Source organism: Blautia sp. NSJ-140 (assembly GCF_022868965.1).
Classification (GTDB): domain Bacteria; phylum Bacillota; class Clostridia; order Lachnospirales; family Lachnospiraceae; genus Blautia_A.
Genome location: NZ_JALIFS010000001.1, coordinates 466,761 through 488,324, shown reverse-complemented (window position 1 = coordinate 488,324; position 21,564 = coordinate 466,761). Strand labels below are relative to the sequence as shown.

20 protein-coding genes are annotated in these 21,564 nt (G+C 44.0%); 15 read left to right on the top strand and 5 right to left on the bottom strand.

Annotation, left to right across the window (positions count from 1 at the left end; translation table 11 throughout):
- Window positions 1-10: 10 nt before the first annotated feature.
- Both MUB50_RS02175 and MUB50_RS02170 read left to right on the top strand, forming a co-directional pair.
- Entirely contained in the window at window positions 11-826 is an 816-nt protein-coding gene (locus MUB50_RS02175) for a PP2C family protein-serine/threonine phosphatase (RefSeq protein WP_118512717.1), read from the top strand.
- A 42-nt stretch (window positions 827-868) separates the two neighbouring features.
- Window positions 869-2,095, top strand: a complete 1,227-nt coding sequence (locus MUB50_RS02170) for a hypothetical protein (RefSeq protein WP_118512716.1) — start codon at window positions 869-871, stop codon at window positions 2,093-2,095.
- Between the two features lie 101 nt (window positions 2,096-2,196).
- On the opposite strand, the gene MUB50_RS02165 is transcribed toward MUB50_RS02170, so the two are convergent.
- The 3 genes from MUB50_RS02165 to MUB50_RS02155 are packed head-to-tail and all read right to left on the bottom strand — an operon-like array spanning window position 2,197 to window position 7,110.
- The gene (locus MUB50_RS02165; RefSeq protein WP_244789857.1) at window positions 2,197-4,866 is read right to left on the bottom strand and encodes a CAP domain-containing protein; all 2,670 of its coding nucleotides are present in this window, start codon (window positions 4,864-4,866) and stop codon (window positions 2,197-2,199) included.
- Window positions 4,867-4,908: 42 nt separating this feature from the next.
- Window positions 4,909-6,063, bottom strand: coding sequence for a serine hydrolase (locus MUB50_RS02160; RefSeq protein WP_118512714.1), 1,155 nt, complete (start codon window positions 6,061-6,063; stop codon window positions 4,909-4,911).
- Between the two features lie 21 nt (window positions 6,064-6,084).
- Window positions 6,085-7,110, bottom strand: a complete 1,026-nt coding sequence (locus MUB50_RS02155; RefSeq protein WP_244789859.1) for an N-acetylmuramoyl-L-alanine amidase family protein — start codon at window positions 7,108-7,110, stop codon at window positions 6,085-6,087.
- A gap of 176 nt (window positions 7,111-7,286) precedes the next feature.
- On the opposite strand from MUB50_RS02155, the gene MUB50_RS02150 reads away from it, so the two are divergent.
- The 10 genes from MUB50_RS02150 (at window position 7,287) to phoU (ending at window position 15,699) form a co-directional block, all read left to right on the top strand.
- Window positions 7,287-7,607 carry a PadR family transcriptional regulator gene (locus tag MUB50_RS02150; RefSeq protein ID WP_118512713.1) on the top strand — a complete coding sequence of 107 codons (321 nt, stop codon included), beginning with the start codon at window positions 7,287-7,289 and terminating at the stop codon, window positions 7,605-7,607.
- Window positions 7,604-8,287 (top strand): DUF1700 domain-containing protein, encoded by a 684-nt coding sequence (locus MUB50_RS02145; RefSeq protein ID WP_118623196.1) that lies wholly within the window; start codon window positions 7,604-7,606, stop codon window positions 8,285-8,287. Before MUB50_RS02150 ends, MUB50_RS02145 begins: the two co-directional genes overlap by 4 nt.
- Window positions 8,280-9,284: a DUF4097 family beta strand repeat-containing protein gene (locus tag MUB50_RS02140; protein ID WP_244789861.1), complete on the top strand. Its 1,005-nt coding sequence runs from the start codon at window positions 8,280-8,282 to the stop codon at window positions 9,282-9,284. Before MUB50_RS02145 ends, MUB50_RS02140 begins: the two co-directional genes overlap by 8 nt.
- A gap of 237 nt (window positions 9,285-9,521) precedes the next feature.
- Window positions 9,522-10,454, top strand: coding sequence for a cysteine synthase A (cysK, locus tag MUB50_RS02135; protein ID WP_244789863.1), 933 nt, complete (start codon window positions 9,522-9,524; stop codon window positions 10,452-10,454).
- Window positions 10,455-10,901: 447 nt separating this feature from the next.
- Complete coding sequence (locus MUB50_RS02130) at window positions 10,902-11,336, top strand: RrF2 family transcriptional regulator (RefSeq protein WP_118512709.1); 435 nt, start codon at window positions 10,902-10,904, stop codon at window positions 11,334-11,336.
- 152 nt (window positions 11,337-11,488) lie between these two features.
- The gene (locus MUB50_RS02125; protein ID WP_138276984.1) at window positions 11,489-12,352 is read left to right on the top strand and encodes a substrate-binding domain-containing protein; all 864 of its coding nucleotides are present in this window, start codon (window positions 11,489-11,491) and stop codon (window positions 12,350-12,352) included.
- Between the two features lie 129 nt (window positions 12,353-12,481).
- The gene (pstC, locus tag MUB50_RS02120) at window positions 12,482-13,339 is read left to right on the top strand and encodes a phosphate ABC transporter permease subunit PstC (protein ID WP_021652474.1); all 858 of its coding nucleotides are present in this window, start codon (window positions 12,482-12,484) and stop codon (window positions 13,337-13,339) included.
- Complete coding sequence (pstA, locus tag MUB50_RS02115; protein WP_330637390.1) at window positions 13,329-14,243, top strand: phosphate ABC transporter permease PstA; 915 nt, start codon at window positions 13,329-13,331, stop codon at window positions 14,241-14,243. Before pstC ends, pstA begins: the two co-directional genes overlap by 11 nt.
- A gap of 9 nt (window positions 14,244-14,252) precedes the next feature.
- Window positions 14,253-15,011: a phosphate ABC transporter ATP-binding protein PstB gene (pstB, locus tag MUB50_RS02110; protein WP_015526284.1), complete on the top strand. Its 759-nt coding sequence runs from the start codon at window positions 14,253-14,255 to the stop codon at window positions 15,009-15,011.
- 4 nt (window positions 15,012-15,015) lie between these two features.
- A complete protein-coding gene (gene phoU, locus MUB50_RS02105; RefSeq protein WP_244789865.1) occupies window positions 15,016-15,699 on the top strand; it encodes a phosphate signaling complex protein PhoU in 684 nt (227 codons plus the stop codon).
- Between the two features lie 83 nt (window positions 15,700-15,782).
- Here phoU and MUB50_RS02100 read toward each other — a convergent pair whose 3' ends face one another.
- On the bottom strand, window positions 15,783-16,949 hold the full coding sequence (locus MUB50_RS02100; protein WP_243101040.1) for an asparaginase: 1,167 nt from the start codon (window positions 16,947-16,949) through the stop codon (window positions 15,783-15,785).
- Window positions 16,950-17,265: 316 nt separating this feature from the next.
- Here MUB50_RS02100 and MUB50_RS02095 point away from each other — a divergent pair, with 316 nt between their 5' ends.
- The gene (locus MUB50_RS02095) at window positions 17,266-17,913 is read left to right on the top strand and encodes an HAD family hydrolase (RefSeq protein ID WP_118512705.1); all 648 of its coding nucleotides are present in this window, start codon (window positions 17,266-17,268) and stop codon (window positions 17,911-17,913) included.
- Window positions 17,914-17,997: 84 nt separating this feature from the next.
- On the opposite strand, the gene MUB50_RS02090 is transcribed toward MUB50_RS02095, so the two are convergent.
- Window positions 17,998-18,714 (bottom strand): GntR family transcriptional regulator, encoded by a 717-nt coding sequence (locus tag MUB50_RS02090; RefSeq protein ID WP_118512704.1) that lies wholly within the window; start codon window positions 18,712-18,714, stop codon window positions 17,998-18,000.
- A gap of 522 nt (window positions 18,715-19,236) precedes the next feature.
- Between MUB50_RS02090 and MUB50_RS02085 the strand changes: the two genes are divergently transcribed.
- Together MUB50_RS02085 and MUB50_RS02080 are read left to right on the top strand one after the other, a co-directional pair.
- Entirely contained in the window at window positions 19,237-20,574 is a 1,338-nt protein-coding gene (locus MUB50_RS02085) for an anaerobic C4-dicarboxylate transporter family protein (protein ID WP_118512703.1), read from the top strand.
- Window positions 20,575-20,703: 129 nt separating this feature from the next.
- Window positions 20,704-21,519: a sugar phosphate isomerase/epimerase family protein gene (locus MUB50_RS02080; RefSeq protein WP_118512702.1), complete on the top strand. Its 816-nt coding sequence runs from the start codon at window positions 20,704-20,706 to the stop codon at window positions 21,517-21,519.
- The last annotated feature ends 45 nt before the right edge of the window (window positions 21,520-21,564 follow it).

Below are 21,564 nucleotides of genomic sequence, written 5' to 3'. Positions count from 1 at the left end.
AGGAAAAAGAATGGCCTATCAGATTGATTATGCGTATACATGTCACACCGGAAAGGTGAGGACAAATAATGAGGATAATTTCTGGTGCTGCGGAGTGCGTCTGCCGGTGCACAACCAGGGGGTTGACGGGATCCTGGCAGGTCATACACAGCACTGGCAGCTTCCAATGCTGGCCGTTTTTGACGGCATGGGCGGAGAAAGCTGCGGTGAAATGGCAGCTTCTGCAGCTGTGGAAGCGCTGGGAGGCTTCTATGAAGAAAACAAAAAGACCCTGAAAAAAGAGCCTGTGGTTTTTCTGACAGGAGCCTGCGAAAATATGAATGAGGCAGTATGTCGCTACAGCAATGAAAACTGTATCAGAAGCATGGGAACAACCATGGCACTTTTGTCTTTCAGTGAAAAGGCGATCTATGCCTGCAACCTTGGAGATAGCCGTATCTACCGTCATTTTCAGGGGAAGCTCCAGCAGATTTCCACGGACCATGTGATCGGTGGAAAAATGCTGGGAAAAGCCCCGCTGACGCAGTATCTGGGCTTCCAGGAAGAAAACATGGCACTGGAGCCTTCTATCGTGGAGATCGGTTATCAGCCGGGGAGCTCGTATCTGATCTGTTCAGATGGAGTGACAGACATGCTTTCTGATCAGGAGCTTCAGAATATCCTTGACGGGACAGAAACCGCAGAAGAAAAAGTAGGTAAGATCCTGGAACAGGCATTGGAAAGAGGCGGCAGAGATAATGTGACACTGGTCCTTGCACAGATCAGCGGCTATGAAGAAAAAAATCTTCTCAAACGCTGGGCAGAACGCCACAGTACCGGACGGTAATAAACCCGGGGAGTAAGAAAAGGGATAAGGAGAAAATTTGTGATGAGAAATCGAATGCAGGATCTTGATTTTGAACAGACAGTTGCCTTCGATTCAGTGAAGGACTTTGAATTTACAAGAAAGGCGGCACAGAAGTTCCGCCAGGTTGTCAGTCTGGATTCCTTTGAAGATGAGGATGCAGATGTTATTTTTCATTATCTTTACAAGGAGATGGAACTGGTTTCCTTTGGTGACTATCTGAAACGATATGTGTATGAGCGTGCAGAGCTTGAGGAGCCTTTTTCCCAGGTGCCGCAGGAAGTCTACAGGGAGATCGTTGTGGAATCCTTCAAGGAAACCTACACACCGAAATCCATGTCACCTACATCAGCCAAACTGAGTTCTCTGGTGAATAACTGGCTGACTCAGGCATCTGTGAAGCGTGAAACAGTTTTTCTTCTGGGGTTCGGACTTCGGATGAGTACAGAGGATGTTTCAGATTTTCTGACCCGGGTGCTTCGTGAGCAGGATTTTGATTTTCATAATCCGGAAGAAGTGATCTACTGGTATTGCTATCGGAATCATCTTGGCTATTATAAAGCTGAGGAATATAAAGAAACCTACAAACAGATGACTCCGGTGGAAAAAAAGACCGGAGAGATCGTGTATGGCACAGGGCTTTGTCTGGACAGTGAAGAAAAGCTTCTGGAATATCTGGCTTTTCTGAAAGGAAGACATGATGATCCGAAATCAGAGAAGAGCCAGGCTTTTCAGGAATTTATGATCCTTCTGGAGCGGGCAAAGAAGATCATTGCAGCCATGTATCAGGAAGATGAGGAAGAAAACGGTGGCAAAAAGATCTGGAAGCCTGAGAATATCAGTGCTTCGGATCTGGAAAAGGTTATCTGCAGCGGGATTCCTATTAATAAAATGGGAAATCTCAAAAAGATGTCCGCATCCATTCTGGCAAAACATTTCAGCCAGAAGCGCTTCAGCCGCCAGAGGATCAACAATATCCTGAACCATAAATTTCCGGTGGAGCGGTTCGATCTGATCACGCTGGAGTTTTTTGTGATCTCTCAGGAGATGGCAGATGATGATCCGTATACAAGATACCGCCATTTTCTGGAGGAGATCCAGGAAATCCTGGCCCGCTGTGAAATGAGTGAGATCTACATAGTGAACCCATATGAGTGCTTTCTTCTGATGTGCCTGCTGACAGACTGTCCGCTGGCAGTATTTTCCGAGATTTGGGAAAAATCCTATGAAGAGGGAGAAGAAAAGAATTGAAAAAAGGATGATGCGTATTGTGCTTGCGCATCATCCTTTTTTGCTGAATGCGGATGACTGGTTCGACCATTTGCCTGGCCTGACTGCCCGCTTATCCGCTGTTATCTTGCTTTTCCGGTTTTTACCGCACTTGCAGGTCCTGTCTTTGCTTTTCTGTTTATAGTACGGTATGGAACTACTCTGTAACTGTATGTGGTGTTCTTTGATGTTTTAAACGTATAATTTAAGTTTCTGGCGGAAACGGTTTTTACTTTTTTGAAGGAGCCGTTTTCTTTTTTCTGATAGAGGACATAGCCGGTTGCTCCGGGAACTTTTTTCCAGGAAAGTATCTGTTTTCCTTTGAGGGTTTTAAGCTTTGTGGACGGACGGAGCAGATTCGGTTTCACGGTCACTGCTTTGGAAGTTGGACTGTAGATATAACCGGAGGATGTTTTTCGGCTTGCACGGATCACGTAAGAATACTTATTTCCGATAGTGATCTTTGTGTCTTTGTATGAAGTAGTATTTGCGTTTAAAGTTTTGATCTTTGCGTATTTTCCGGAATTTGTTTTTCTGTAGAGAATATAGCTCCGGGCATTGTTTATACGGTTCCAGCGGAGTGTACAGCTGTTCCAGGATGTGGAAGCCTTGATTGCCGGCGCTGTTAATTTCACAACCGCCGGAGCCGGAGTACCGGAAGGTTTCGGAGCCGGAGTGCTGGTTGGTTTTGGAGTTGGAGTGTTGGTTGGTTTCGGAGTTGGAGTAGCAGTTGGTTTCGGAGTTGGCGTAACTGTCGGTGCCGGAGCGGATATTTTAAAGGTCAGGGTCTGGCTTGCAAAATATTTATTGATTCCGGTGACAGTTACAGATCCGGTACCAGTCTTTGTGTTATCCGCCCAGGAAAGGACATAATCGGTACCTTCCTGAAGTGTAGCAGAGCCGTATTTTACAGTCGGTTTCGGCGTTACTGCATTACCACTGAAAATCTGTTCCGGAATGTCCGAAAGATCACAGCGTTTTACAGATGTCATCTGCCTCGTTCCGGAATAATTCTGCTTGTAGGAAATAGAAAAACCAAGGATTTCATTGCCGGCAGAACAGCGCAGGGAAGTGATCGAGTAATCGTCGGAGGTCAGCTGTACGCCATTATAGGTGATCACAAGATGATTCCGCAGGAAAGTGGTTACAGATCCATTTCCACAATTAGTATCCGGAAGTTCGATCGTCTCGCCGGAGAGCTTCAGTGGATTGATGGTGAAGTATTTGGAAAAACCGCTTCTGTAAATGCCGATACCGGTTATATGGACACGAGGTCTGTTGGTTCTGGAACTTGCCATGGTGTTATCAAAATAAGAAAGGGTATAATCAACATCTTTCTTTAAAGTAACACCATTTAATGTGACCGTTGGCTCCGGCTTGAATTCTTTGCCAGGAGCATATTCATAATCCGGGATATCACCGATCTCAGCTTCTGTGATCGGGGTAAGATCGATGTAGAAAGATTTATTTGTTTCACCGGTGAAATTTCCCTTACCGGAGACAGTAACATAAGCGTTTCCCTGTTGGGCATTGTTATGCCAGGAGAGTGTATAATCTACATTTTCTGTCAGGGTTATACCATTCCATGTGACGGTTGGCTTCGGGGTCAGTGGAGTTCCGGTATACAGATAGGAGGACTGGGAAAAAGTAACCTCTGCCTGAGAGAGATTGATCTGCCAGATACCGAAATTATTCGTCAGAGTTCCGGAATAAAGGCCAAGACCTGTGATCGTGAAAGTTCCCACACCGCTGTTTTGATTGTTGGAGAAAGACAGAGTGTAATCTTTTCCCTCAGTCAGTGTGCGGTCATGAAACTTAAGTACAGGGGAAAAAGTAATAGGCTTTCCGGTATACTTCCAGGAACCTGTATAGGTCAGGGATGTTTCTTTGGAATCTTCCAGATCATAGTAGGCATTGAGATCTGCAGTCAGTATTTTGTCAGGGCAGGATTTCAGTGTTGCGGTAACTGTTGTGTTTCCTTTACTTTTCAGCCGGATCACACCACTCTGATCCACAGTAGCAACAGATGGATCACCTGTTGACCATGTAAAAGAAGACGGGTCGAGGCTGGAACTCATATAGCTGAATCCGTTACAGGTTGCATAAATGGTCAGAGTCTTCTGTTCTTCTGTGAATTTTACAGGAGAAGATACATTAAAATGGATGTTCATTAGGCGTGGAAGCACGGAAAGAACAGGGGAGACATTCTGGTTGGCAGGCTGTGTGCAGGTTTCTGCTGCGTGAGAAGAAAAGCACTGGATCCAGTAGAGATGACCGTTCTGTGAGTAGCAGCCGATTCCGGCAGAAACATTTTTGGAATTCATGATGTTCGTGTAATGTCCGGAAGATTCGATCCATGATTCCATAACTTCTTCAGGAGTTCCCTGGTTGATCGCAAGATTTTCACTTGGATCCTCAAAATAAGGAAAGGCTGAAAAACAGATGGAACCATTGGGACGGGTATGACTGGCGTAAACGGTCAGTTCTTCTGCTCTGGTCATGGCGCATTCCAGAAGGTTCTTATCCATAGTGACAGGATTCCGGTTCTTTTTGGCACGCTCCTGATTTACCAGATCAAGGACCTGGTAAGCATAGTCATAGCGGCGGATACCCTGGCTGAGTTTCAGCTCAACTGTACTCTGGTCAGAGGCTGCCTGCACACGGACCATGTGGACTGGTGCCAGCAGAAGAAGCAGGAGCAGCAGCGCCGGCCAGAATAAATGTCTTGTTTTTTCCTCTTTTGTCTCGTTCATGATGTTTTCCTTTCCGGTAAAAAATGTAGATGTTTTCTTTCGTTATTCGTTGTAGTAGCCATAGATCGCACGGCTGTCCTGTGCGATGGTGTTCTGTGCGGCTGTGGTGTCGTTAAGATCCTGTGACATAAAGCAGACTACCAGGTCGATTCCCTTGGCTGTGTCATAGATGATGCCGGCATCATTTTCTACGGTGTCCAGTTCACCGGTTTTGTTGGCAACCTTTACATTGGAAGGCATCTGAGCCGGGATCTTGTTTTTTCTGGTCTGCATTTTCAGGAGGCGGTACATGTATTCCGCTCCTGCAAGTGTGTCATTATTGTCGGTAGCAGTACCCTTGTCGATCTGGTAGATGGTCTTCAGGAATTTTCCGCAGTCTTTTGCAGAAGTGTAGTTATCTCCGTTGGAATTATCTGCAAGAAGAAGACGTCCCATGGATGTGCTGGTGTATCCATGATCCTGGCAGAATTTGTTCACACGTGCCATTCCGGCTGCATCATCACCGCCGCCGAGGTAGTTGACAAGAGTGTTGGCTGCATCGTTGTCACTGACGGTGATCATGGAATTCAGCGCATTGTCCAGGGCATCTTTGCTGTATTTGGAGGAAAGACTGTCATAATCTTCGTATACGGCACCCATGATATAGAGCTTGATCAGGCTGGCAGCCTGCATCTGCTGGTCATTGATGGCTCCCTCGGTATTTTTTGCAAGGTTGCATACATACACGGACCAGGTTCCGTTATCGGTGGGAAGAAGGGACTGTACCTGGTTCAGAAGGTTGTCCATACTGGAGTCTGAATTGTCTGTGAAAGTGCCTCCGCTGGATGGGGAAAGTGTTCCTTCTTCCTGAGTGGAAGAAGAACTGTCCTTGCTGCCGGAAGATTCGGAAGAATCGGAAGCTGCAGATGTATCTGTGGATTCTTCCTGTACGGAAGGACCTTGGATTTCAGCTGAAGATGCTGCGGCAGCAGCGCTGGAAACGGTAGGATCATCAGGATAAAGAGCATCCAGCTGATCGGCTTTGCTGCTGAGCTCAGCGGCAGAATCAGAAACCTCCTGCACACTTTTCTGCAGCTTGTTAACTTTTGTCTGGAGAGAAGCAAGCTTGTCTAGGGAGCGGACATTCAGTGCCCCAAGTCCTGCCAGTGCGATGACAAGCACTGCGATCACAATATACAGAAATGTATTTTTTTTCATATATAAACAAACTCCTTTTTATTATTGGAAATAAGCATCGATTCCATTGGCGATCCCTTCTGCCATAGTCTGCTGGAAGGAAGAATCTGCCATTTTCAGATCATCGCTCTGGTTGGTCATAAATCCCATTTCCACAATAGTCACCGGGATCGTGCTCCAGTTGATGCCTGTCATGGAATCGGTGTAGATGATTCCGCGGTTCTGGAATCCGGTAGCTGCGCAGTAGGAATCCACAATGCATTTGGATAGTTTGTTGGAACTGTCATAGAGACTGGAAACATAAGGATTCTGCTGGGACGGACACATGGTCAGAGCACCGGAGACATCTGCAGAATCATCTCCGTTTGCATGGATACGGACACAGATCTCCGCACCCTGGGAAGCGACCAGCTCTGCACGCTCCTTGTTGCTGATAGCGGCATCATTGTCTGTCCTTGTCATTATTACCTGGTATCCACGCTGTTCCAGGATATCCTTAAGCAGAAGAGAAACATCCAGGTTCAGCTGATACTCGGGGAGACCGCTGAAGGAACCTCTGGTTCCGGTGGAAGCCTTGGCCTTCATGGTGGAGGAACCTGGTCCGTTAGGCTCTGTGGCACTCATATCAACATTTTCGCCCTGATGTCCGGGATCAATCCCGACGATATGGCCGTTGGAAGCAGAAGATGTGGTGTCATCACCGCCATCCGTGAATCCTTCGCCGCCGGCTTCACTGAAAACGGAAGGTTTGGTTGTTTTCTGGCTGTTTTCGGATTCCGGCGCCCGTTCGTGCTCTCCGGTGCTGTTTTTGACAGCTTTTTCTGTCTGTGCCCGCTGTTGCAGGTATTTATCGGCTGCCTGTTTCTTTTCGATCTTAGCTGTATAAAGTTCGATGTCTTCTTTCATGGATTTCTGCTTTTGCTGGACCGGTTTGATCACGGATGCCATTTTCTGGTCAACGGTATCAATCTTCCGGTAGGTTTTATAGCTTAAACCAAAAAGCAGTCCAATACAGATAAGACCCGTCAGAAACAGGACGATCGCCATCAGATGAGGCTTTTTTTCCATAAATTCATGTCCTTTCTGGGTGGATGTTTTGTATTTGTAAATATTATAAAGAAGGAGGTAGGAAAAAGCAATTGTGAAATTGGTGTTGACAACAGGGAAAAGTGTGATATTATATATATAAAATAATTATATATAAAAATTTTATATATAAAATAATTACATAAAGAGGTGAGCGTATGTATTACTATCCGGTGTCAGCTGTGCTGACGGAATGCCTGATCCTTTCCGTTGTGGAACAGCAGGATTCTTATGGGTATGAGATCAGCCAGACGGTGAAGATGGTTGCATCTATCAAGGAGTCAACATTGTATCCGATCCTGCGTAAGCTGGAGACAGGTGGTTATCTCACAACGTATTCCGAGGAGTTCCAGGGCAGGAAGCGAAAGTACTATTCCATCACGGAAGCCGGTCGTGAACAGCTGGAATATCTGAGAAAAGAGTGGAGAGAATACCGCGATACCATAGATGATATTGTGGAAGGGAGGCTTCGAAAATGACAAGAAATGAATATATGGAGCAGCTGAAGAAATATCTGAAGCGGCTGCCGAAAGAAGATTATGACAATGCCATTGAGTATTTTTCGGAATACTTTGATGAGGCAGGACCTGAGAATGAACAGCAGGTCATGGAAGAACTGGGACAACCCCGGGAAGCAGCAAGGGAGTTGCTTTTGAACCTTCTGCAGGAAAGTGTTGGTGGCGGCAAGGACAGTACCGGGGAAAAAACGGCAGCACTGCCGGAAGTCGGTTCCGTTGTCCAGGGGCGGAGTACAGCAGGGCAGAATGCCCATGATTCCACAAAAAATAAGCGTTCCCCGGGGAAGATCATCCTCCTTGCTATCCTGGTCCTTTGTGCGTCACCAGTCAGTCTGGTACTTCTGATCAGTGCGCTGACAGTACTGTTTGCAGTAGTTGTTGTGATCGCATCAGTGATCTTTTCCCTGGGTGTGACAAGTGTTGCAGCGATAGCCGGAGGAATCCTGCTTGCCGGTTTTGGTGCGATGCTGATACTGAAGTCCGTGGCAGCAGCGTGTATGATGGCAGGCAGCGGATTTCTTATGGCAGGCGCCGGGATCCTGATCGGAATTCTTACCATATATATCTGTAAATGGTGTGCAACAGGAATCGGACGTCTGGTAAACAGATTTGTAAGAAAGAAGGTGCGTAAAGATGAATAAGATTGCAAAGACAGCACTGATGACAGGCACAGCACTCTGTGTGGTGGGAGTTGTACTTTCCACTGCCGGATATTTTGCCGGGGGAAAAGATTTCACATATGCTTCCGATCATTTCTATGTATCCGGAGGAAATTCTTCTGATAAAAACCTTGCAGTGATGGAAAAACAGCAGATCGATGATTTTACGAAACTGGATGTTGATTTCAGCAATCTTGATCTGGAAATCCGGACTTCCGATGATACTTATTGTTATATGGAATACAAACTTGAAAAAACCGGAAAAAAAGATCCTCTTACATGGGAAGATAAAGACGGGAAACTTACCTTAAAAGAGTATGAAGGTTCTTCAGGAAATTATTATATAACATATGATCTGGGAATCTTCAGAGAGCATGTACAGAAAACAGAAACGCAGAAGTATTTAAACACAGTGATCCTTTATGTGCCGGAGAACGCAGAACTTTCGGAGGGCGATATCCATCTTTCGGACGGAGATCTTAACGCAGAACAGCTGATTTGTGAGAAAATGACAGTGAAGCTCTTAAATGGAGGTATGAATCTGGACAGAGGGACGTTTAAAGATTTCGAGACGACACTTGGAGACGGGGATCTTGAGATCGGGGATATCCGGACAGGATCTCTGAAACTGAAAAACAGCAACGGTGATGTGACGCTGAAAAGGGCAGTTCTTGGAGATGGGGAGATCAGCCTTGGAGATGGTGAGCTGCAGATCGGAGACAGCAGTTTTAACGGCGATATGGATATCAGCAGTTCTGACGGTGATGTTTCCATTGAAATGAAAGCTGGCAGCGTGAAAAAAACCAACATACATCTGGAGACCACAGATGGCGATGTGGATGCTTCCGGCGTATCAGAAGGCAGAAGCAGTGAGGGGGATTCCTACTCTGTCTACGAAAATAAAGTGGATACTTCCGCACCGGCTCTGAATGTGAAATGCGGAGATGGAGATATTACCTTAACAGAATCAGAAAAGTGAAAAAGAGTTCTGCATACATGGAACCCCACCTGTATGCAGACTTTTTTTATGCCCGGTAAAGGCACGACAGAAAGCTTTGGAAAGAGGATTTCCCAGGCAAAAAATTCCTGCGTTTTTTTCTCTGAAATGTATTGACAAATCCCTGTACTATGATATAATTCAATCAAATCACAGAAAACATATATAGTTACTAGGAAATAGGGAAATAGATATAAGCGAAATAAGGAGGACACCATCATGGGTAAAATTTACGGAAGCGCACTGGAACTGATCGGAAACACACCGCTTGTGGAGGTTAAGAACGTAGAGAAGTCTGAGGGACTTGAGGCTACAGTACTTGCCAAGCTTGAGTATTTTAACCCGGCAGGAAGCGTTAAGGACAGAATCGGTAAGGCAATGATCGAGGATGCAGAGCAGAAAGGTGTCCTGAAACCAGGCGCAACCATTATCGAGCCCACATCCGGTAACACGGGAATCGGACTTGCAGCTATCGCAGCAGCCAAGGGCTATAAGACGATCCTTACCATGCCGGAGACCATGAGTGTTGAGAGAAGAAACATTCTGAAAGCATACGGCGCAGAGGTAGTTCTGACAGATGGAGCCAAGGGAATGAAGGGAGCCATTGCCAAGGCAGAAGAGCTTGCCAAAGAGATTCCGGGAAGCTTTATCCCAGGACAGTTCGAGAACCCGGCCAACCCGAAGGTACATGCAGCAACAACAGGTCCTGAGATCTGGAACGACACAGACGGAAAGGTAGACATTTTCGTAGCCGGTGTTGGTACAGGCGGAACGATCACAGGTACAGGCGAGTATCTGAAGAGTCAGAACCCGAATGTGAAAGTAGTAGCTGTTGAGCCGGCAACATCTCCTGTACTTTCTGAGGGAAAAGCCGGCCCGCATAAGATCCAGGGTATCGGCGCAGGCTTCGTTCCGGATACACTTGACACCAAGGTTTATGACGAGATCATCACGGTAGAGAATGAGGATGCGTTCGAGACATCCAAACTCCTCACAAAAAAAGAGGGAATCCTTACAGGAATTTCTTCCGGTGCGGCTCTCTATGCTGCGATCCAGCTTGCAAAACGCCCGGAGAACAAGGGTAAAGTGATCGTAGCACTTCTTCCGGACAGTGGAGACCGTTACTACTCCACACCACTGTTTATAAAATAATCGATCCGAAGACCGCTTCTTTTGCCCCGAAGCGAGATTCTGCGGGATTATTTGCGGCGCTCCTGAATGCCTGTTCAAGCAGGCTGCCGGAGCGCCGGTTTTATTCTTGATTTTGACGCACGGCAAAGATATCTGACGCAGGACTTCACGCTATGATGGACTGGATTGTTTTCAGTAATTTATGGAATTGCTATAATTAAGTAAGCACTCTGTGGGGACGTGCTTGTATCTTGCAGCTTTTTCAGGTATAATAGAGAAAACGAATAAAACCTATTAACAATATAAAGAATAAAGTCTGCAAAGCAGACACTGCTACCTGTGCATCACAGAGAAGGGTGCCGGTCATGGAATACAGAGGAATATTTCCGGCTGAACAGCTGCACAATAACAGAAAGAGCAAAAGGCTATGAATCAGAAGAATACTGAAATATTGGAGGTAAATATTACATGAGGATTTCTACAAGAGGAAGATATGCGCTGAGACTGATGTTGGATCTTGCCACAAATTATACAGGAAAACCGATCCGACTGAAGGATGTGGCGAAGCGTCAGGGGATTTCCGATAAATATCTGGAGCAGATCATCTCCATCTTGAACAAAGCAGGCTTTGTCCGCAGTGTCCGTGGCCCTCAGGGCGGCTATGCACTGCAGCAGACCCCGGATAAATACACCATCGGAATGATCCTCCGTCTTACAGAGGGAAGTCTTTCCCCTGTGGAATGTCTGGACGACAACGGAGCCATCTGTGACCGTGAGGAGAACTGCGTCACCCAGATCCTCTGGAAAAAGCTGGACGACGCCATCAAAGGTGTGGTAGATCATATAACACTGGAAGACCTGATGAATTGGCAATCCGTGAAGGCGGACGAGTATATCATATAAAAAAGCTGCGTAAGCAGCTTTTTTTTTATCCCGTTTTTTAACCAACATTTTACAAAACTGCGATTTTATATTTTACCTTCCATTCCTATAATAACACCTGTACTTAAGCAGTGAGCAAGTAAAAATGATCATAGAAATGAGGAGAAAAAATCATGAAAAAAAGAATCGCAGGCATCTTAACAGCAGCACTTATCGGAACTACAGTAATGGGAACAGTTGTAATGGCAGCACCATCCGGAGCGATCGACGTAATTTCCCGTGAGGACGGATCCGGAACACGTGGAGCATTCGTAGAGCTGTTTGGAATCGAAGAAGAAAAAGACGGCGAGAAAGTAGATATGACAACACAGGAAGCAAGCATCACAAACAACACAGATGTAATGCTGACCACAGTAGCAGGAGATGAGAATTCTATCGGATACGTATCCCTGGGTTCCCTGAACGATACAGTAAAAGCAGTAAAGATTGATGGAGCAGAGGCAACAGCAGAGAACGTTGCAGATGATACATACAAGGTAGCACGTCCGTTCAACATCGTAACAGGCGACAAGCTCAGCGATGCAGCACAGGATTTCATTAACTACATCATGAGCTCTGACGGACAGGACATCATCGAAAAAGAAGGCTACATCAAAGTAGATGAAAAAGCAGAGGCATACAAAGCCGGAGATGCAAAAGGCAAAGTCGTAGTTATGGGATCTTCTTCCGTAGGACCTGTAATGGAGAAGCTTGCAGAGGCATATCAGAAAACAAATAAAAACATCACAGTAGAGGTTCAGGTCAGCGACTCCACAACAGGAATCAACAGTGCAGCAGAAGGTGTATGTGATATCGGAATGGCATCCCGTGATCTGAAGGACGAAGAGAAAGATAAAGGAATCAGCTCCGAAGCAATCGCAAGAGATGGTATTGCAGTAATCGTAAACAACGGAAATGACCTTGAGGAACTTTCCAGTGACCAGGTAAAATCCATCTTCACAGGCGACATCACAGACTGGGAAGACGTTACAAAATAATCTCCCGAAATTGCGAAACTGATTATTGAAGTATCTTCCACAGAGCGGCGATCATGACAAGGTCAGGAAAGCCGCTCCGTTATATATCAGCACAGTGGATATCCACTGGAACAGAGAGAAAGGTGTCTTATGAATCATTTAGGAGAAAAGGCCATGAAGGTCGTTTTCCTCATTGCGGCCTGTGCATCGGTTCTCGCAGTATTTCTTATCTGTGTGTTTCTTTTTGCAAACGGCCTTCCTGCAATGGGAAAGATCGGTCCCTTAAAATTCCTCTTCGGAACAGAATGGAGACCAACAAACGATAAATTCGGAATCCTGCCAATGATCGTGGCAAGTATTTATGTAACTGCAGGAGCAATCCTTATCGGAGTTCCGATCGCACTTTTTACATCCGTATTTATGGCAAGATATTGCCCGAAAAAAATCTATAAACCACTGAAATCCGGTATTGAGCTTATGGCAGGCGTTCCATCCATCGTATATGGCTATTTTGGTCTGGTTCTCCTGGTACCGCTGATCCGCCAGCTGTTCGGAGGAACAGGAAGTAGTATGCTGGCAGCATGTATCCTTCTGGGAATCATGATCCTTCCGACGATCATCGGAGTTACGGAATCGGCAGTACGAAGCGTTCCGGAAAGCTATTATGAAGGCTCACTTGCACTTGGCGCAACAAAAGAAAGAAGCATTTTCTTTGTTATGCTTCCGGCAGCAAAGTCAGGAATCCTGGCAGGCGTTGTCCTTGGGATCGGACGTGCCATCGGTGAGACCATGGCCGTGATCATGGTAGCCGGAAACCAGCCACGTATGCCGAAGGGACTTCTTCAGGGTGTCCGTACCATGACTGCAAACATCGTAACAGAGATGGGATATGCATCAGGACTTCACAGAGAAGCACTGATCGCAACAGGAGTTGTACTCTTTGTATTTATCCTGATCATCAACTTAAGTCTTTCACTGCTGAACAGGAGGGCGGAGTATGCAAACTAACGTATCAGCAACTGCAGATCCTGCGGCAGAAACAACCATGAAAAAAAGAAATACACTTACCATAGGAGACCAGCTGAAGTCTTATGCAAGACATCCTGGTGCAGGAGTCCTGGCATTTCTCACACTGCTGGGAGCAGTGATCACTTTTGCACTGCTGTTCTTCCTGATCGGCTATGTGCTTGTAAAAGGTATTCCCTATCTGAACGCAAGTCTGTTCAGCCTTACCTATACCTCAGAGAACGTTTCCCTTCTCCCGTCACTGATCAATACCCTGATCATGACACTGGTATCTCTGGCGATTGCCGCTCCGGTAGGAATTTTTGCAGCGATCTTCCTTGTGGAATATGCAAAAAAAGGCAGCTGTTTTGTAAAGCTGATCCGTATTACCGCAGAGACACTTTCCGGTATTCCATCTATCGTATATGGTCTGTTCGGTATGCTGTTCTTTGTAACTGCACTGCACTGGGGCATGTCTCTTCTTTCCGGTGCGCTGACTATGGTGATCATGGTACTTCCCCTGATCATGCGTACCGCTGAGGAAGCACTGAAATCTGTTCCGGATTCTTACCGTGAGGCAAGCTTCGGACTTGGAGCAGGCAAGCTCCGTACTATTTTTACGATTGTACTTCCCTCCGCAGTTCCTGGAATCCTGGCAGGTGTGATCCTGGCCATCGGACGTGTGGTAGGTGAGACTGCAGCACTTCTTTATACCTCCGGTACTGTTGCGGCAGTTCCAAACAGCCTGATGGGTTCCGGACGTACCCTGGCACTTCACATGTATGTGCTTTCCAGTGAGGGACTTCATGTAAACCAGGCATCTGCAACAGCAGTAGTCATTCTGGCATTTGTACTTGTTATCAACGGACTGTCCGGTCTGGTAGCCAGAAAAATTGCGAAAGGATAATGATCGATCATGAGTGAAAATACAAAAATTTCAATTGACAATATGAATCTTCATTATGGAAGCTTTCATGCCCTGAAGGGAATCAATATGGAGATCCCGGAAAAAGAGATCACAGCATTTATCGGACCAAGCGGCTGCGGCAAATCCACACTTCTGAAATCCTTAAACCGTATGAATGACCTTGTGGAAGGCTGTACCATCACAGGAAAGGTAGAGCTTGACGGGGAAGATATTTACGGAGATATGGACGTGAACCTTCTGCGTAAACGTGTGGGTATGGTATTCCAGAAGCCCAATCCGTTCCCGATGAGCATTTATGATAACATTGCATATGGCCCGAGGACTCACGGTATCCGTTCCAAGGCGAAGCTGGATGAGATCGTGGAAAAATCTCTCCGTGATGCGGCAATCTGGGATGAGGTCAAGGACCGCCTGAAAAAAAGTGCTCTTGGAATGTCAGGCGGACAGCAGCAGCGTCTCTGCATTGCCCGCGCCCTGGCAGTACAGCCGGAGGTGCTCCTTATGGATGAGCCCACATCTGCCCTGGATCCGATCTCCACTTCCAAGATCGAGGATCTGGCAGTAGAGCTTAAAAAGGATTACACCATTGTCATGGTCACACATAACATGCAGCAGGCAACCCGTATCTCCGACAAGACAGCATTTTTCCTTCTGGGTGAGGTTGTGGAATTTGCGGATACAGACAAGCTGTTCTCCATGCCGGCGGATAAGCGTACAGAGGATTATATTACAGGAAGGTTTGGTTGATATTATGTCAGAACGTTTTGTAAGACAGATGGAAGAGCTTCACGTGGAACTGATCACCATGGGAAGTCTTTGTGAAAAAGCAATTTCACTTTCTGCCAAAGCTATTCAGGGCGAAGGCGGGAAGACTCTCATTGGCAAGATCTTTGAGACGGAAAAAGAGATCGATGCACAGGAAAGAGAGATCGAAAATCTCTGTATGAAGCTTCTTCTTCATGAGCATCCGGTAGCCGGAGATCTGCGATCCATTTCCGCAGCGCTGAAGATGATCTCCGATATGGAACGCATCGGTGATCAGGCAGCAGATATTGCGGATCTGTCCAAGCATATCGAGGACAAAGCAGTTACCGGAGATATCATTAATATCCGGAAGATGGCAGAGGATACTGTCCGGATGGTTACAGAAAGCATCGATGCCTTTGTAAAGGGTGATCTTGAGCTTTGCAGAAAGGTTATCGACGATGATGATAAGGTGGACGATGCCTTCAATGATATTAAGGAAAAGTTGGCCGAGGTTCTGAATAACGGAAAACCGGATGCAAGTATCGGTCTGGATATCCTTATGGCTGCAAAATATTTCGAGCGTATCGGTGATCACGCTGTGAATATTGCAGAGTGGGTGGAATATTCCATCACAGGAAACCACAGAAGCGGTTCCAGCCATACAGATAACTATTTTGTTGAGGAATAGAAATAAGTAAGAGCAGATTGCAAAGAGTTGCATTATTGTAAAAAAGTGCTGTGGTATTGAAAGAATATCACAGCACTTTTTCTTTAATATTTATCAAACATATTCTGAACCTGTTCGATGTCATTGGTCACAGTTAAGATCAATCTTAACAATGTAGCTGCTTTCTGAGGAGCAAGATCATTTCCTCTTGCAATATTTCCGATAAAGTAATCATCCTGTGTAATAACACCGGAACCAATTCGAGAACACCGAACTACAGGAATGCCTGTTTCTGCCAGCTCATCAATTTTATTGTTCCACTGTTCGCTGTAGCAACCGGATCCTGCTCCGGCAATGACAATGCCCTGTACGCCGCTCTCTTTGTAATAATCCAGAATTTCAGGATCTGCGTCAATTGTGAAATAGGCAACTCCTACTTTAGGAAGTTCCTTTAAGCTGGATACATCAAATTCGGTTTCGGTGGTATGACATTTGACAGAATCGTTATAGAAATAAGGTACACCATCTACCATATATCCCATTCCGCCAAAGTCTTTAGAGTCAAAAGCATCTGTCTGACAGGTGCTGATTTTTTGAACATCACGTCCCCCGTAAATGCCATCAGAGAATACTACCATGACACCTTTTCCCTTAGCCTGTTCATTGGCAGCGAGAGCGATAGACTGGTAAAGATTCATGGGGCCATCTGCGGAAGTAGCTGTAGAAGGCCTCATAGCGCCGGTCATAACAACTGGCTTATCTGTTTTCACGGTAAGATTCAGAAAATAAGAGCTTTCATCCAGCGTATCTGTTCCATGTGTGATTACAAAACCGTCAATATTTTCATCCTGAGCTAATTCATTGATCGTATTGGCAAGGGTGATCCAGTTTTCGTCGGTGATATCATCGGAGCCTACATTACATACCTGAATACCACGGACATTGGCAATATCTGTTACTCCGGCAGCACTGTCTACAAGTGTTCCTACATCTAACTGTCCAGCGGTATAGTTGGTAGCTTTCCCGGCAGTTCCTGATCCGGCGATAGTACCGCCTGTTGCTAAAACTGCTACAGTAGGAAGATCTTCTTTTTCATTGTTGGAAACAGTTACGGAAAGACCACTTTTTGTTTCATAAAAAGAATATTCATCGCTTGTCTGACTGCTATTTTCGGATTTTTCTTCCTGTTCTTGTGCAAATATCATGGTTGGTGTTATGGTGCTGATCATAGCTGCGGCAGTTATGGCTGCCAGAAATTTGTATGACTTCATAAGCGTTAACCTCTTTCATCGTTAGTTTTGAGTTGCTATATAAAGATTGTGCACAGATCTTTATTTTTAATGTATTAAAATGTATTTAATACAATTATGCGTAAAATTATATGGAATGTCAACAAGTATTGTATATTTCGGCATAATATAAAAAAATACAAGAAAGAAATTGTATAAAATACACATATAAGTATATTTAACAAGAAAACACTGACTGAAAATAAAAGATAGTATAGGAAAAATAATTGACGCATGATAATAAATGTATTAGTATGTATTATTGATAAGCTATAAACAATCACAAAAAGAGGTAAAAATGAAAAAGGCAGTATTATTTGATTTTGATGGTGTGATCGCAGATACGGAAATGAAGACACTTGCTTATACAGAGGAACTGTTTTTTAAGTACGGTGCGGTTTTGAGTATGGAAGAAAAAATTTCATATATAGGAACAGATGGAAAAGAACCAACAAGAAAATTGCTCGAAAAAAATGGAATCTGTAAAACAGCAGAGGAATTTCTGGAAGAAAGAAGGACACTTGGTAATGTATATGAAAACAGTCAGGATCTGAAGCCTATGGAAGGACTGGTAGAATTTCTCGTCTGGCTGAAAACGGCAGGGTATAAAATTGGCATTGTATCATCTACCAGCACCAGACTTATTGTAACGGCGTTAAATCGGATGAAGCTTATGAGCTTTCCGGAGGTTCTGATCTGCGGTGATATGGTAACAAAGAAAAAACCCAGCCCGGAGGGGTACAGGAAAGCAATGGAGTATCTGGAAGTTATGCCGAAAGAAACGGTGATCATAGAGGATTCTCCTTCCGGAATCCGGGCAGGAAAAGCAGCAGGAGCTTATGTGATAGGATATAAAGGAGCTGAAGTACAGCAAGATACTACAGGAGCAGATACCTTGTGGAATGATTATGCTCTTTTTGAAGAAAAATGGAAAAAGATACAGTGAGTATGGATAGCTGTTAGGAAAAAATCCCCGGGGGTTTCAAAATTGCCCCTCCCGGGGATTTTTTGCTGTTGATCATGTTGGTATTTAGACGATCAATTTGTATTTATCTCCAATACACAGCTGCAGACAAAGCTGTGTATAGGCAGAAGTTGAGTCATGTATAATGCTGTCGATCCGAAGAAGCGGATAACCCTTTGTGATTCCCAGTATTTTGGCATCTCTTGAAGAAGCAAAGGTAATGTCAATGGTTTTGGAAGAATGATCAAAGACAATATTATGCTTATTTTTCAAAAGCTCATATAAAGATGTATTATTCAGATTTTCGCTGAACAGGAAACAGAAGGACTCTGGGAATTTATTGATTTCCAGAAGCATAGGCTTATCATCCGCATAGCGAATACGTTCTATTACTAAAATTTTTTCGGTTTCATCAAGTCCCATTAATTCTGCTTCATGAGGAGTTGGATCTTCAATGGCAATTTTTATGGTTTTTGCTCCGGGTTTTTTGTTCATGCGCTGGCACATTAGAGAAAAGCTTACAACAGCAGGAGAAAGAGAACGCTGCATTTTTTTTTCTGCGATAAAGGTTCCTTTTCCTGATTTCTTCTCCAGGTATCCCTGGCTGTCCAGTGCAGCAAGAGCTTTTCTTACAGTAACACGACTGACATGATATTGTTCGCTTAGTTCATTTTCTGTCGGGAGTTTACTGCCGGGAGTAAGTGTTCCACTGGTGATCTTGTCTAGGATCAGTTCTTCAAGTTGTTTATAAAGTGGTGTGGCTATGGCATTATCAAGTTCCATTTAATGAAAACTCCTTTCCGATAAATAAAAAACAGATATTGTAATCTGATTTTATAGTTAAATACTTTTTTGTATATATATATGATAATACATTTAAAACTGTTTGTATATGCAGATTTGTTCTTTTTAAGCAAAAAAAGAAAAAAATATTGAAAAATAAAATACAAACTTTTATGATTCTAATATGACAATATAATACAGAAAATGAGGTGGATGATATTGATAAATGCATCTATGGGTGCATTTATAAGTGCGAAAAAGATATATTTCGAAATAAAATATGTATTATAATGTATTTTTATTGTGCAGATACAACAAAAACAAGTAGGGAAAATTGTAAAATTAAGCGAAAAAAACAAATGGGATTGACAAAGGAGCTTTGCAGATATACTATTGTAGTAAATACAAAGTAATACATATCGAACATGAGATATGAAATTACAATTGTATGTACTACTAATAAAGATATGCGCATGATCTTTAGATACTATCAAAACAAATGAAAATTGGGAGGTAGAGTTTATGTTTTGGATAGAACTTTTGATCGTCCTGGCGATTATTTTTGTGGGTGTTCGCCTTAGTGGACCGTTTTTAGCATTTGCAGGTGGAATTGGAATGCTGATTATGACATTTGGTCTTCATGTAAAACCGTCAGATCCACCTGTAACTGTAATTTTAATTATGATCGCAGTAATCTGTGCAGCCGGAATGATGCAGTCTTGCGGAGGACTTGATTATCTTGTAAAGATTGCTGAGAAAATCCTTCGTAAAAACCCGAAAATGGTAACTGTTCTGGCGCCGATCGTTGCTTACATTTTCACTTTTATGTGCGGAACAGGACATATTATTTACAGCCTTCTTCCGGTTATCAATGAAATTTCTATTGAAACAGGAGTTCGTCCGGAAAGACCGATTTCCGCATCTATTATTTCATCACAGCAGGCGATCACAGCGTGTCCGATTTCTGCAGCAACTGTCAGTGTACTGGCATTTCTTGCAGAATCACAGTACACATCTGTAAATATTTTCACATTACTTCTGGTATGTGTTCCGGCTACTCTGATCGGTACAGTTGCAGCAGCATTTTCTGTTCTGAAAAAAGGTAAAGAACTGAAGGACGATCCGGAGTTTCAGAGAAGAGTTGCAGCTGGTGAGATTGAAGATCTTGCAAAAAAGGCATTAGAGGGAAACGAAAAAGAAACAAAATTCCAGGCAACAAAAGAGGCAAAGATTTCCGTAGCAATCTTTCTTATCGCAATGGTTGGAATTGTATTACTTGGTGCAGTAAAATCTCTTGTTCCGGTATTTGCAGATGAAACAAGCCTTCCGCTGACATCAGTTATTGAGATTTTCATGCTGGTTGCAGCAGCACTTATGGTTCTTCTTACAAAAACAGACAGTAACAAGCTTCTGGATCAGCCAGTATTTCGTACAGGTATGTTTGCAGTAGTTCTGGCCTTTGGTCTTTGTTGGCTGGTAAATACATTCATCGCAGATCAGTCTTCCTTTATTACAGATAATATGTCTGCGCTGACAAATCAGCATCCATGGATCTATATTGTTGCAGTGTTTATTGTAGGAGCTATTACAACCAGTCAGTCATCCACTACTATGATCATGGTTCCGATCGGAATTGCACTTGGTCTTCCGGTGAATATTATTGTAGCTGGCTGGATCGCATGCTCATCCAACTATTTTATTCCTGCTTCTGGCCAGTGTGTAGCAGCTATTGCTTTTGATTCAGCAGGTACTACAAAAATCGGTAAATTTGTCCTGAATCACAGCTACATGCTTCCGGGTCTTGTTTGTACCGTAGTTTCTGTAGTAGCAGCAATTGCACTTGGAGCAGTAATTTTCTGATTTAATTGATTGGATAGTCGGAGATTTTTATAATCCTGACTTTGTGTAGTGTTTTCCCTTCTTTATGATCCGACTATCCAATATAAGAGAAGTGTTTTCAAAGCATCATAGAGAATATAGGAGGAAAAAATGAAATTTGCACCAATGAATTATCATTATTTGAGATATCCTCTGAAGAAATTCCTGGACAAGGTAGAGCAGTCAGTATTTAACAGTATTGATCTGTATTGTAGTGCACCACAGTTTAACATATTTGATTATTCTCTTTTTTCATTACTTGAATTGGAAAAGGAGATCAGGAGAAGAAACCTAAGTGTTATGGCAATGACACCGGAGAATTGTACATACCCGGTTAATTTCTGCACACAGGACAGAGGAACACGTGAGTCCAGTATTCGTTATTATCAGCGAGCTATTGATACGGCTGAATTTCTTGGCTGTCACAAAGTTCAGATCAGTACCGGATTTGGATATTTCGATCAGTCACCGGAAGAGGCATGGAAGTATTGCAGGGATTCTTTGCAACAGTTGGGGGCTTATTGTGAGAAAAAGAATGTGGAACTGATGCTGGAGGAGTTGAAGGTAACAACAACGAATGTACTGATAAAAAGTTCAGATCTGAAACGAATGATAGAAGAAACAGGTTCATCTCACATACATGGTATGGTAGATCTGGATCAGATGACCTATGCCGAAGAAAGTATAGATAACTATATGGATAATTTAGGTGCTCAGCTTGTTCATGTGCATTTTAACGATCGGGGACATACAGTTCCCGGAGACGGAGATTTTCCAATGAAAAAGCATTATGAGGATCTGAAGCGCAGAGGATATGAGGGGACAATTTCTTTTGAAATATGTGACCGTCGTTATTACTGTGATCCGGATAAGGTAATTGATGACATTACAGAATGGCTTAGGAGCAACACAACCGAATTAAGTTAATAAGGTGGATATCTATCCACTTTATATAGAAACTAAAAAGTCAAG